Consider the following 12,475-nt stretch of genomic DNA (forward strand, 5'->3'; position numbering starts at 1 on the left):
TCAATCAGGATTCGGAATGACAAAAACTATTTAAATTTATATCCAGAGTTGTGCAGGTTTCTTACTTCATGATGAACGACAGAAGCTCCAGCATGCGATTGGAGAAGCCCCACTCATTGTCATACCATGAAAGTATTTTTACCGTTTTGCCTCCGATGACGATCGTATTGGGCAAATCCACAATCGATGAATGCGGATTGCCGTTAAAATCGCGGGATACCAGTTCTTCCTCCGAGTAAGACAGAATGCCCTTCATCGATTTCTGTGAATACTCTTTGAGCTTTTCGTTGATTTCCTGCTTGCTGGTTTCGCGCGACAAAGTCGCTACAAAATCGACGAGTGATACATTGGGCGTAGGAACGCGAATGGCCAGGCCGTCGAGCCTGCCTTTCATTTCGGGAATGACTTCCGCAATAGCCCGGGCCGCGCCTGTTGTGGTCGGGATCATGGAAAGAGCGGCGGCGCGCGACCGCCGCAAATCCTTATGCGCCTCGTCGAGCACCACCTGATCGTTGGTAAAGGAATGAATTGTTGTCATCAAGCCATATTCCAGACCGAATTCTTCGTTCAGAATTTTCACGATCGGCGCCAGGCAATTGGTGGTGCAGGAACCCATGGAGATGATGTGATGTTTGCTTTTGTCGTAATCTTCGGAGTTGACGCCGAATACAAACGTTACGTCCGGCCCTTTGGCGGGCGCGGAAATCACGACTTTTTTCGCTCCGGCTTTAAGGTGTTTTTCCGCGTCGGCGCGGTCGGTGAATCTTCCCGTGCTTTCCAGAACGACATCGACGCCTAAATCTCTCCAGGGCAGTGTCTCCGGGTCACGAATGGCAAAGGCCTTTATTTCCCTGCCGTCAACAATGATGGAATTGGCCGTCGACTGGACGCCGGCGTTCAGGGTGCCGTGCACGGAGTCGTATTTGAGCAGGTGGGCCATCGTTTTCGGGTCCGTTAGGTCGTTGATCGCGACAAACTCGACATCTTTTGATTGATAACCGGCCCGGAATACGAGCCTGCCGATTCTTCCGAATCCGTTAATTGCAACTTTTACGGCCATATTCCTCTCCTCATTAATTAATGGGAAAAGATTAAACAAAAGCCTGTGGGATGTCAACCCATTTCTCTTTAACGACAATAGTTTAGCACAGATAGAGCCTGTATTGGCCGTGTAATAAAAATTTGAACACCTTGAAGTTCGGTTATGAATCTGTTAGAAAAAATACAGGGAACGGTCCTGCCACCAGCCGGTGCGGCCGCAACCGTTTCTTACGAGTCACAAGTCACGAACGACGAGATACGAGATACGAATTCAATGAGCGATGAAAAATTATACATTGTCCTGATGGGACTGCCCGCCCGCGGAAAATCCACGCTGGGTATCCGCCTGCGGGAGGCTTTCCACAAAGATCATATTCACACCCGAATATTCAACAACGGCAATCTGCGCCGGATTTACCGGCCGCTTGCCGAAACGTCATGCGCTGAATTTTATTCTCCGAACAATCCGGCCGCCGTGGAACTCAGGAATAAATTCGCCCGCATGAACATGGAAAGGGCAAAAGCCTATCTGCGCAATTCCGGGCAGGTGGCCATCCTGGATGCGACCAACGCGGGCCGCAGCCGCCGGATGATGATTGAAAACTATCTTAACAATCATCCTCTTCTCTTTATTGAGTGCGTCAATGAGGATGAGGATATTCTGAATCTCAGCATTCTGGAAAAAACGAAACTGCCGGAATTCAATCATCTGGAATGTCAAAAAGCTGAGGCGGAGTTTCTGAAACGAATTGAATACTATAAGATGATCTATACCCCTTTGAAGACGGAAAGGAATTATGTCCGCCTGGATTCCCTGCAAAACAGGATTATCGAAGAGAAGCATACGGATGCAATTTCCCTTTATGCACGCCTGCGTGATTACCTGGTCACCGACGAAGTCAAAAATCTCTTTCTGATCCGGCATACGCAAACGGAATATAATATCGAGGACCGGATCGGCGGTGATCCCGGTCTGACCCGGAAGGGAAAAGAGCAGGCGGAGGCCCTGGGGCATTTCTTTGCCAAAAAAAGAATTTCCTATATTTTTACCAGCAGCAAATTAAGAACGAAAAGAACGGCGGAAGCCATCGCGCGAATGCAGGAGGCCTGCCGGATTATCGCGCTAAAGGAGTTTGATGAAATCAATGCCGGCGTGTGTGAAGAAATGACCTATGCTGAAATTGAAAAAAAGATGCCGCAGATTTTCCGGGACAGGGAAGCCAATAAATACGCTTACGCGTATCCCGAAGGGGAAAGCTATGCGATGATGAAACCGAGAATTGAGGAGGGAATTAAAAAGTCATTTTTCCTCAACCGGCGGGCGGATAATATTATGATTGTCGGCCACCAGGCGGTCAACCGTCTGATTCTGTCGCATTTTCTTTACCGGCGCGACGTGGATGTTCCTTATATTTATATTCCCCAGGACCGTTTCTACAATATCGTTTCCACGCAAAATAAAAAACTTTTCGAGCTCAGAAAATATGATTGATCAGCCACATTTCCTCTTGCGCTGAAGAAGGTATTATTCATATACTCGACGGAACAAAATCAGGCGTTTTGCGGGATCATCTGACATTCAGGAGGACATGATGAAAAAAATATTTATTTCTATTATAACGGTTTTTACACTGTTTGCCTTTTCCGGTTTGCTGCAGGCGGCCGATCCGTCGATTGCCGGCGTATGGTCTGTGCCGATTCTGAAAGGGAAGGATAAGGGGAAGGAAAGGTCAAATATTGAAATATTTGAAAAAGACGGCACTTATTACGGCAAGATCGTCAAACTCTCGAACGCCCCGGCGAATGCCGTGTGCACGAAATGCAAGGACGATAAAAAAGACAAACCTCTGCTGGGAATGCTGGTGCTTCGGAACCTTAAAAAAGAATCAGGCCGGTATGCCGGCGGAAAGATTTATGATGTTGACGAAGGCAGAGAATATAAATGCAGTCTGGTGCTGATATCGCCGGATAAGTTGCAGGTGACGGCCAGCCTGCTGTTTATCAGCGAGAGCCACTACTGGACGCGTGTGAAGTAGTCGCTCCTGATGTTTTCTGCATCGGAAGATCTTTGGACCTCCGAGACTTGACACGGAGGCTTAATTTGTGTAGTTTTCAATACCAAAATAAGAAATGGAGGATTATGGAAATGAGGATGAAATTCGGATTTATATTAGGGATCATTGCTGTTGCCATTTTTACTACCAGTAGTCTCTGGGCCGCCGACCCGATCGTAGGCAAATGGAAGACCATCGATGATGAGACAAAGCAGACGAAATCCATCGTAGAAATTTATGCTCAGAACGGCATGGTTTTCGGCAAGATTGCACAGCTCCTGCGTCCCGAAGATAAAGGCAAACTCTGCACCAAGTGCACAGGAGCTGACAAGGATAAACCGACTGAAGGCCTGGTTATTGTAAAAAATATGAAGGATGACGGAGATGAATGGACCGGTGGAACGATTTTAGACCCAGCCAAGGGCAAAGAATACAAATGCAAGATGAAGGCCATTGAGGGTGGAAAAAAACTGCAGGTCAAAGGTTGCATTTCCTTTTTATGCCGCACCCAGATATGGGTCAAATAGCCTTCCGTGCAACAAAGCCGAGATTGACAAGGTTTTTGCTTTGATGGACGAATTAATTTTGAAAAAAGCAAGTCTGAATTAAACCATACAGACCCTCAGCAGTCCTATGCATGACGGCTGAGGGTTTTTTTTGCCATCGTCTGTGTCCGATGTAAACTATCCTATATGAATCCCTCAATGTCGTCTTGATAAGTTCAGGAAAATGAGGTACTTTTGCGAAAAAGGCTGTTAACCCATCGACGATCGGGTCCGCAGGAAAGGACGCAAAGGATGTTTTATAAGAAAAACGATGACGGTTATCATTCCCGGATTAAAGGCATAGATCAGAAAACGCTGATCTACGGGGACCGAACGCTGCTGGCGGAGTTTCGGCTGGCAAAGGGCAGCATTCTTCCCAAACATTCCCATCCCAATGAACAGACGGGTTATCTGATCAGCGGCCACATGATTTTCATGGTGGGTAACGATCGATACGAAACGAAAGCCGGTGATAGTTGGTGCATTCCCATGAATGTTGAACACAGCGCGGAAATCATCGAGGATTCGGTGGCCGTGGAAGTGTTTTCTCCATTAAGGGAAGATTATCTGCCGGATAAAAAATAAGGGAGGACATCATCCATGAGACAATTTTCATTGACGCCGGCGGCGGGAAAACGTTTGATCGGCAAGGGTATTGCCAAACATCCGGAAGTGCTCACCGCGCTGAAAGGCGGAACGGTTGTCATTATTGCCGGAACGACCAACGGCTATGCAGCCGAGGAATTGCTTGCCACGATTGGCCAGGCGAATGATTTCCGGCGCAACCGGTTTTTCCGCGGCATTGTGCTGCCGCCCGTGCATACGACCGCGGAAACAGGGAGGCTTCCCGATGAAGGCCTTTTCCCGGGAGATGTCGTGATTCAAGACGGTATCTGGCAAAAAGGTAAAACCATTTTTGATGTAGCCTCCGAATTAAAGGAAGGCGATGTCATCATGAAAGGCGCCAATGCAGTTGACTTGGAGACAAGACGCGCGGCCATTTTGATCGGCCATCCGCAGGCGGGGACCATCGGCGCATCGCTTCCCGCCTATTTCGGCAGACGCGTGAGATTAATCATTCCGGTGGGGCTGGAGAAGCGCATTACCGGCAATCTGGATGCGCTTGCGGCCGGACTCAATGAGCCGGGGGCGCACGGACCAAGATTGCTGCCCGTGCCCGGTGAAGTATTTACCGAGCTTGATGCCATTGCCATGCTGACAGGCGCGCAAGCGCAGCTGGTCGCAGCAGGCGGCGTAGCCGGCGCGGAAGGAAGCGTCTGGCTGGCAATCAGCGGTCAGGCTTCACAGGAAAACGGCGCGATGGCGCTTTTACAGTCGGTGGCGGGAGAACCCGCGTTTGAGCTATAATCCTGAAAACAGGTCGATGATGAGCTCCGAACAAATCCATGAAACCGGACCATCTGCCCGCACCCCGGGAAGCAATAGAATGGGTATTGCCGAACGGGAAAATATGGAGCAGATGATCAAGATGCAGCGCGATCTGGGGATGGCTCTGGACAGGGCGTCTTCGCTGCAGGAGTCGCTGCAATTGTGCATTGAAGCGGCGCTGGACGTGTCCGGCCTTGATGCAGGCGGCATTTATATGCTGGATCAAACAACCGGGGATTTGAATCTGATTTCCACAGTGGGCATTTCCGAAAATTTTACGATCAGGGTCGGAAAATCAACGGCCGGTTCTGAAAGAACAAGGATGGTGCTGACCGGTCATCCCATTTATTTCAATAAAAAAGCCATAGAGGAGATGCGGGCAGATGAATTAATCGATGAACGGATATCTTCCGTCGCCGCGATTCCCTTCGGCAACAAGGGGCGGATCATCGGTTGTCTCAATGTCGCATCAAGGATTTATCACGATATTCCCGCCCGGAGCCGTAACGCTCTGGAATCCATTGCGGTGCAGATTGGCGCAGCCGTCATGCGGGCGCAGCTGGAACAGAGTCTGCGGCAGAGCGAGGAAAAATACCGGGCCATGTTTGAGAATGCCGTCGAAGGAATATTTCAAACCACGCCGGAGGGTAAAATTCTCAGTGTCAACCCGGCCATGGCCGGAATCTTCGGCTATGAAACGCCCGCCGACTTCATGAAAAATGTGTCGAACATCGTTCAGCTGTATGCCCACCCGGCCGACCGGCTGTCTTTCCGCCGGGCATTAGAAGCCAAAGGAACCGTCCACAAATTTGAAGTCCCCTGCGTCCGGAAAGACGGGAAGGAAATTCTGATTGCCGTCAGTGCCAGAGTTACCCGGGACGAAGAAGGGCGCGTTATCTGTTATGACGGTTTTTATGAAGATTATACCGAACGGAAAAAAATGGAGAACGATCTTCGTCAAAGCGAGGAGAGGTTCCGCAGTATTGTCGACACATCCAGCGCCGGCATCATCGTAATGACCATTGAAGGGCGGATTCTGTTTGCCAACCGGGCCATGGCTGCCATGCTGGGATACGGCGTGGAAGAGCTGACGGGCACGGACTATCAGGATTATGTTGCGCAGGAAGACAGGGACAGTGTTGCAGAAAATATCAAAAGACTGAAGGTCGAGCCTTTCAATCGTTTATATATTCAGCGCCGGTTTATTTGCCGGGATGGTGTTTTGCGGTGGGGGTACGTAGGCGGCGGTTATATCGATGTTGACCGGGGGCATCATCATGTGGTGCTGGTCATTTCCGACATTACCGAACTTAAAAAGGTTGCGGAGGAAAACAAGCGTCTGGAAGATCACTTAAGACAAGCCCAGAAAATGGAAGCCATCGGCACGCTGGCCGGCGGCATTGCCCATGATTTCAACAATATCCTCGCATCCATGATGGGTTTCACGGAGATGGCCGCCAAAGAAACCCGCAAAGCCGTCCGGCAGACTTATCTTGATGAGGTTCTTCAGGCGTCCGAACGGGCAAAGCATCTGGTCAACCAGATTCTGGCCTTCAGCCGCCAGCGTGAACAGGAAAGCAAGCCGATGGATATCAGGCCCATCGTCAAAGAAGCATTAACGTTGCTTCGCGCCACACTGCCCTCGACGATCAATATGAAGCAGGACATTACCGGCGAGCAGGCTGTCGTGCAGGCTGATCCGACGCAAATGCACCAGATTGTGATGAATCTGTGCGCGAACGCCGCGCAGGCCATGACGGGACAGAGCGGCTTGCTGGAGGTTCGCTTATCCAATATATCCATCGATGCGGCCGGACCTTCCCCGCATCCGGATTTACAGCCCGGACCTTATGTTCAATTGTTTGTGCGGGATACCGGTTGCGGGATTGATCCGGCAATCCGCGACAGGATATTTGAGCCTTTCTTCACGACAAAAAATGCCAGGGAGGGAACCGGCCTCGGCTTGTCTGTTGTTTACGGCATTGTAAAGAGCTGCGGCGGCGGGATTGGCATTCAAAGCAATGCGGGACAGGGAACAACCTTTATGATCTATCTGCCGCGCCTTCTTTTGGAACGGCAGTCTGCCGGAGAAAATCAGGAAGACATCAATCTGCGGGGAGATGAGAGAATTCTTTTTGTCGATGATGAAGCCATGCTGGTGAAGATGGCGAAAAATTTTTTTCAGGACCTGGGATATCAGATTACAGCGACAACCAGCAGCCCTGAAGCGCTGCGGCTGTTTCAGGAAAATCAGGAAAAATTTGATCTGGTCATTACGGATATGACGATGCCGCAGTTGACCGGCGCTGATTTGAGCCGGGCGCTTCTGAAGATTCGTCCGGAGCTCCCGATTATTTTGTGCACAGGCTACAGCGATTCCATATCTGCGGGGGAGGCGAAAAAACTCAATATCCGGGAGTTTGTTATGAAACCGCTTCTTTTGAAGGATTTAGGGTTGCGGGTTAGACGGCTGTTGGACAACTAATGGATACCAGCCGCATATCATTGCCCCATTACAAGTGGTAATATCAGTGAGAGGTTTAAGTGCATGGTGAAAGTTTTAATTATCGACGATGATGAAATGTTCTGCCGGTTATTGTCCAGCGCCCTGAAGGCGGACGGATATGCCATCTCCTGCGCGTATTGCCTTGAGGAAGGCCTGAGACTTGTTGCTAACGATTCATTCGATGTTGTTTTTCTTGATGTCCGGTTGCCGGACGGCAACGGACTGGACAAATTGTCGGAGATTCGTGAATCGCCATCCGAGCCGGAAGTGATTATTCTGACCGGCGCCGGAACGGCGAATGGCGCGGAACTGGCTATTCACAGCGGCGCCTGGGATTATATTCAAAAGCCATCTTCGATCAGTTCAATGACGCTTCCCTTGATCAGGGCGCTGCAATACCGGGAGGAAAAGTTAAAAAAACGGCCGGTTGCCAATCTGAAGCTGGGCGGTCTTGTCGGTAGAAGTTCACAGATGAAGGCCTGCTACAGCCTGATTGCCGAGGCGGCGTCCTGTGACGCCAATGTTTTAATCACCGGTGAAACAGGGACGGGCAAGGAACTCTTCGCGAAGGCGATTCACGAAAACAGTGCCCGCGCCGGTCGCAGCTTTGTTATCGTCGATTGCGCGGCCCTTACGCAGAACCTGACGGAAAGCGCTCTTTTCGGTTATGAAAAAGGCGCTTTCACCGGGGCTGATCAGCGCCGCGAAGGCCTCATCAGGCAGGCCCATGGCGGAACACTTTTTTTGGATGAGATCGGCGAGCTTCCTCTGACCCTCCAGAAAAGCTTCCTGAGGGTCCTTCAGGAGCATCGTTTCCGCCCGCTGGGCGGCTCCAAGGAAATAGAAAGCGATTTTCGTTTGATTGCGGCCACAAACCGCAATCTGGAACAATTGGTGGAAAAAGGGCTTTTTCGGGAAGATCTTCTTTTTCGTCTTCGCTCCGTTACGCTTACAGCGCCGCCGCTTCGGGAGCATATCGATGATCTGTTTGAAATCGCGATTTACCACACGGCCAGGATTTGCCAGCGCAGCCGGATTGAGCCCAAGAAACTTTCACCGGACTTTCAGGAAGCATTGCTTGCCTATACCTGGCCGGGAAATGTGCGGGAACTGGTCAATGCCATTGAAAGGGCCATCGCCGCAGCCTTGTCCGCGCCGACGCTTTTCCAAAAGCATCTGCCCAGCACGATTCGCATAAAGCTGGCACAGGGCGGCAATTTGCCGGATAATCAAAAGCCGGAGATTGTCACGCAGGCTCCTTTTCCCACACTTAAAGATTTGCGCGAATCCACTTATGCCCGGGTCGAAAAAAAGTACATGGAAGACCTGCTGGCGTCAACCGGCGGCGACATTGAAAAGGCCTGCCGGATTTCCGGTCTGAGTCGGACACGGCTCTATGAAATCTTACGGAAACATCATATTCCGATAAAAAGCTAAACCGCATTTTATCATTTTTTTCAGTGTTTGAGTTTTGCGGAAAAACCGTACGGTGAACGGTTTTCCCGTACTAATCAGCTTTCTTCCGTACATATTTTTCCTTCCGATACATGCATTTTTTAACCTATCTTATTGTAATAACAGTGATATGCTATTTGTTTGGTTTTTGGCATATTTGTTGGATTAACAAACAATAGCCTGAAAATCAGTCACTCGATCGGGCATATGGGAGATCTTACAAATGGGCTTAATTTTATATTCGCAGGCAACAGAGGGATCAGGAAAACGGCTGCTGGAGATTATCAAGGGCGTCGCTTCCAATCATAAGCTGGAGATATATTCTTCGATTGATGAGCTTACCGAGCGGCTGCATCAGCCACTGATGGATGTCGGCGTTGCCGTTCTTCATGCTGCCACTCATTCCGAATTGATGGACATGATTTATCTGGGAAATATTTTAAGTGAGCTCAGGGTGGTGCTGGTCCTGCCGGACAACGAGCCCGAAGCTATTGAAAAAGCGCACATTCTGCACCCCCGATTTATTGCTTCGGCAGAGAATGACTATAAGCACCTGGGCAGCGTTTTAAAAAGGATGATGGAACTATACGGCAAGACATGTTGAACACGGAAAAAAGAAAGAAGGGAAAAATTTTAACAATCAGCTGAGAAGCAAGGAGGATATATGAAACATCGATCTTTACGATTTAAAATGATGGTAGGGGGTGCGCTGATTGCGCTTCTGCCTTTGATGGTGGTTGGAACTTTTTCCGTTCTAAAAGCAAGGTGGGCGCTCGAAGACGCGGCAAAGCTGCAATCGATGGAAATATCCAAAGGACTGGCCCACATGGCCAGTCTGGCTGTTCAGGAAGAACTGAAAATCGTTGCCCAGACGGCGCAGCGGGATGTCGTGATTAACGCGGTCGCCCAGCCTACAGACGATGCCCTCGTTGCCAAAGTTTCCGAGGAGCTGAAGGCCTTCGTACAGAGAAGCGGCAATGATTATGAAATAGTTTTCATTACTGGCACCGACGGGAAAGTCATTACCGGAAGCCGGGGTCTTGCCAATAAGGGACTCGACCTTTCCGATAGAGATTATATCAAGGAGGCCATTGCCGGCAAGGCCAACATCGGTCCCGTTGTTCGGTCGAAAGCCACAGGCAATGTGGTGTTGACTTTTGCCGCACCGGTTTATTCCGCATCCAATCAGGTTATTGGTGTTGTCGGTTCCACCATGAGCATCGGCTTTCTGGCGGATAAGGTTGCTTCGACCAAATTGGGGCAAACAGGCTACGGTTACATCATCAATAACAAAGGCGTCCTTATTGCTCATCCGAAAAAGGAGCTCATTCTGGAAGTGGATATTTCCAAAGAGGAAGGCATGAAAGCCGTTTATCAGCGCATGATCAAGGGAGAAACAGGATCGCAGGATTATGTATTTAAGGGAACCAGTAAAATGGCCGGTTTTACCCCTGTCCCGCTGACCGGCTGGAGTGTCTGTGTGACACAGGACTATAACGAGTTTCTGGCGCCGGTCCACCGAATTACATTATTTGTCGTTATTCTGGATTTCATTTTCCTGATCCTTGCCCTGGTGTGTGTGTATTTCTTCGCCCGGGGGATTGCCCTGCCCATCGGTCAGATCGCCAACGATCTTAACGATGCCTCCGGGCAGGTTGCAGCGGCATCATCGCAGGTCGCATCGGCCAGCCAGAGCCTGGCGGAAGGGGCATCCGAACAGGCTTCCGCTCTGGAGGAGACGTCTTCTTCACTGGAGGAGATGTCCTCCATGACCAAACAAAACGCGGATAACGCCGCTCAGGCGAAGGCGCTGACGATTGAGGCCAAACATATTGTGGATAAAGTCGGTGATCAGATGCACCGCATGGTGACGGCGATTCAGGAAGTAACCAAGTCAAGCGAAGAGACGGGTAAGATCATTAAAACCATCGATGAAATCGCTTTTCAGACCAATCTGCTGGCGCTGAATGCCGCCGTGGAAGCAGCCCGGGCAGGCGAAGCAGGCGCCGGTTTTGCGGTCGTGGCGGATGAAGTCCGTAATCTGGCCATGCGGTCGGCCGAGGCGGCCAAAAGCACATCCGCGCTTATCGAAAAAACAATTGTCACGGTGAAGAACAGCCGTGATTTGACCGAGCAGACTCAGGAAGGCTTCAAGGAAAATGTGGAAATTTCCATCAAGATCGGTCAGCTGATTGATGAGATTGCCGCGGCATCCAGCGAGCAGGCACAGGGCATCGGTCAGATCGGGAAGGCCGTGGCGGAGATGGACAAAGTGGTGCAGGGTACGGCGGCCAGCGCCGAGGAATCGGCTAGCGCTTCCGAGGAGATGAATGCCCAGGCCGTGCAAATGAACAGTTATGTGGAAAAGCTGGGGATGATTATCGATGGCAGCCGGAGCACCGGTATCAACCCGGTATCCCATAAACCGTCGGACAGTGAAGAGACGCCTGCCGCACCAAAGCCCGGCAAGCCGGCCACCAGGAAGAAGTTGATCAGTGCGGTCCGTAACGTGTCTAAAGGGAAGGCGGTTCGTCCGGAGGATGTGATTCCTTTTGAAAAAGACGGATTCAAGGATTTCTAGAGATTAATCCGTCGGAGGAGGCAGAGAGCTCCCCCCCTCTCTGCCTCCTACAATAGTTTAATTGAGGAGGTTACAATAAAATGCAGGCCAGATTAGATAAATTGGATATCGATGATTTCGATGATTTCGATGAACAGGCAAGCCGCGAAGGAAAGTACCTGATCTATGCGCTGGCGGGTGAAAAGCACGGTTTCAGGATTCTCAGGGCGAAAGAGGTTATCAGAGTAATGATGACCATTCCGGTTGAGCAGGACGGATTTAAAGGTTTTTGACGGCATCGGTCGGGAAAGGCAGAGAGCTCCCCTCCTTGCCGCTCCCTGCCTTTCAGCAAAGGAGGTTATGACAAATGCAGACTACAGCTAAAATAGCAGCAGATGTTTCCGAGAAAAAAGCCGGTCGCGAAGGAAAGTATCTGACCTTTGCCCTGGCGGGCGAGGAATACGGCATCGGGATTTTAAAGGTCAAAGAGATTATCGGATTAATGCCGATTACACCGGTGCCGCAGACGCCGGAGCACATCAAAGGCGTGATCAATTTGCGCGGCAAGGTGATTCCGGTTGTGGATCTGCGACTGAAGTTCGGCATGGAGCGCGCGGAAGCCACGGAACGCACCTGCATTATCGTGACCGAAATCGCCGCCGGCGGCAATAAAATATTCATGGGGCTCGTGGTGGATTCCGTATCGGAAGTGCTGAATATCAAAATGGCGGAGATTGAAGATACGCCGCATTTCGGATCGGCGCTGGACACGGCTTACATTCTCGGTATGGCTAAAATAGGCCAGTCGGTCAAAATCCTTCTGGATATTGACAAGGTCATGAGCGACGAGGAAATCCGTGATTTGGATATATGATGTTTGCAGTTAATGATTTCCTGACAGAAATAATGGATTTGATTGAAAGGG

General features: G+C 50.3%; 12 protein-coding genes. 11 read left to right on the forward strand and 1 reads right to left on the reverse strand.

Features of this window, described 5'->3' with window-relative positions:
- Nucleotides 1-61 precede the first annotated feature (61 nt).
- Nucleotides 62-1,060 carry a type I glyceraldehyde-3-phosphate dehydrogenase gene (gene gap, locus CVU71_14105; GenBank protein ID PKN18608.1) on the reverse strand — a complete coding sequence of 333 codons (999 nt, stop codon included), beginning with the start codon at nt 1,058-1,060 and terminating at the stop codon, nt 62-64.
- A 255-nt stretch (nt 1,061-1,315) separates the two neighbouring features.
- Here gap and CVU71_14110 point away from each other — a divergent pair, with 255 nt between their 5' ends.
- From CVU71_14110 to CVU71_14160, 11 genes are all read left to right on the forward strand, one after another.
- On the forward strand, nt 1,316-2,533 hold the full coding sequence (locus tag CVU71_14110; protein PKN18609.1) for a 6-phosphofructokinase: 1,218 nt from the start codon (nt 1,316-1,318) through the stop codon (nt 2,531-2,533).
- Nucleotides 2,534-2,630: 97 nt separating this feature from the next.
- Nucleotides 2,631-3,077 carry a DUF2147 domain-containing protein gene (locus CVU71_14115; GenBank protein PKN18610.1) on the forward strand — a complete coding sequence of 149 codons (447 nt, stop codon included), beginning with the start codon at nt 2,631-2,633 and terminating at the stop codon, nt 3,075-3,077.
- A 110-nt stretch (nt 3,078-3,187) separates the two neighbouring features.
- A complete protein-coding gene (locus tag CVU71_14120) occupies nt 3,188-3,622 on the forward strand; it encodes a DUF2147 domain-containing protein (protein PKN18737.1) in 435 nt (144 codons plus the stop codon).
- Between the two features lie 270 nt (nt 3,623-3,892).
- Nucleotides 3,893-4,225 (forward strand): cupin domain-containing protein, encoded by a 333-nt coding sequence (locus CVU71_14125; protein PKN18611.1) that lies wholly within the window; start codon nt 3,893-3,895, stop codon nt 4,223-4,225.
- Nucleotides 4,226-4,240: 15 nt separating this feature from the next.
- Nucleotides 4,241-5,008, forward strand: a complete 768-nt coding sequence (locus tag CVU71_14130; GenBank protein PKN18612.1) for a hypothetical protein — start codon at nt 4,241-4,243, stop codon at nt 5,006-5,008.
- Nucleotides 4,998-7,514 (forward strand): hypothetical protein, encoded by a 2,517-nt coding sequence (locus tag CVU71_14135; GenBank protein ID PKN18613.1) that lies wholly within the window; start codon nt 4,998-5,000, stop codon nt 7,512-7,514. The genes CVU71_14130 and CVU71_14135 overlap by 11 nt, the downstream gene beginning before the upstream one ends.
- A gap of 63 nt (nt 7,515-7,577) precedes the next feature.
- Nucleotides 7,578-8,972, forward strand: a complete 1,395-nt coding sequence (locus CVU71_14140; protein PKN18614.1) for a Fis family transcriptional regulator — start codon at nt 7,578-7,580, stop codon at nt 8,970-8,972.
- A gap of 241 nt (nt 8,973-9,213) precedes the next feature.
- The gene (locus tag CVU71_14145; protein PKN18615.1) at nt 9,214-9,594 is read left to right on the forward strand and encodes a hypothetical protein; all 381 of its coding nucleotides are present in this window, start codon (nt 9,214-9,216) and stop codon (nt 9,592-9,594) included.
- Between the two features lie 60 nt (nt 9,595-9,654).
- Entirely contained in the window at nt 9,655-11,571 is a 1,917-nt protein-coding gene (locus CVU71_14150) for a methyl-accepting chemotaxis protein (GenBank protein ID PKN18616.1), read from the forward strand.
- A gap of 80 nt (nt 11,572-11,651) precedes the next feature.
- Nucleotides 11,652-11,843: a hypothetical protein gene (locus CVU71_14155; protein ID PKN18617.1), complete on the forward strand. Its 192-nt coding sequence runs from the start codon at nt 11,652-11,654 to the stop codon at nt 11,841-11,843.
- A gap of 74 nt (nt 11,844-11,917) precedes the next feature.
- Nucleotides 11,918-12,424, forward strand: coding sequence for a chemotaxis protein CheW (locus CVU71_14160; GenBank protein ID PKN18618.1), 507 nt, complete (start codon nt 11,918-11,920; stop codon nt 12,422-12,424).
- Nucleotides 12,425-12,475 lie beyond the last annotated feature (51 nt).

The organism is Deltaproteobacteria bacterium HGW-Deltaproteobacteria-6 (genome assembly GCA_002840435.1).
Taxonomy (GTDB): Bacteria; Desulfobacterota; Syntrophia; order Syntrophales; family Smithellaceae; genus UBA8904.

Excerpts from the sequence above, each read along its gene's own strand:
- CVU71_14125 (PKN18611.1), top strand. The coding sequence starts at position 3,893 with ATGTTTTATAAGAAAAACGATGACGGTTATCATTCCCGGATTAAAGGC.
- gap (PKN18608.1), bottom strand. The coding sequence starts at position 1,060 with ATGGCCGTAAAAGTTGCAATTAACGGATTCGGAAGAATCGGCAGGCTC.
- CVU71_14120 (PKN18737.1), top strand. The coding sequence starts at position 3,188 with ATGAGGATGAAATTCGGATTTATATTAGGGATCATTGCTGTTGCCATT.
- CVU71_14150 (PKN18616.1), top strand. The coding sequence starts at position 9,655 with ATGAAACATCGATCTTTACGATTTAAAATGATGGTAGGGGGTGCGCTG.
- CVU71_14145 (PKN18615.1), top strand. The coding sequence starts at position 9,214 with ATGGGCTTAATTTTATATTCGCAGGCAACAGAGGGATCAGGAAAACGG.
- CVU71_14155 (PKN18617.1), top strand. The coding sequence starts at position 11,652 with ATGCAGGCCAGATTAGATAAATTGGATATCGATGATTTCGATGATTTC.
- CVU71_14160 (PKN18618.1), top strand. The coding sequence starts at position 11,918 with ATGCAGACTACAGCTAAAATAGCAGCAGATGTTTCCGAGAAAAAAGCC.
- CVU71_14110 (PKN18609.1), top strand. The coding sequence starts at position 1,316 with ATGAGCGATGAAAAATTATACATTGTCCTGATGGGACTGCCCGCCCGC.
- CVU71_14115 (PKN18610.1), top strand. The coding sequence starts at position 2,631 with ATGATGAAAAAAATATTTATTTCTATTATAACGGTTTTTACACTGTTT.
- CVU71_14130 (PKN18612.1), top strand. The coding sequence starts at position 4,241 with ATGAGACAATTTTCATTGACGCCGGCGGCGGGAAAACGTTTGATCGGC.
- CVU71_14140 (PKN18614.1), top strand. The coding sequence starts at position 7,578 with ATGGTGAAAGTTTTAATTATCGACGATGATGAAATGTTCTGCCGGTTA.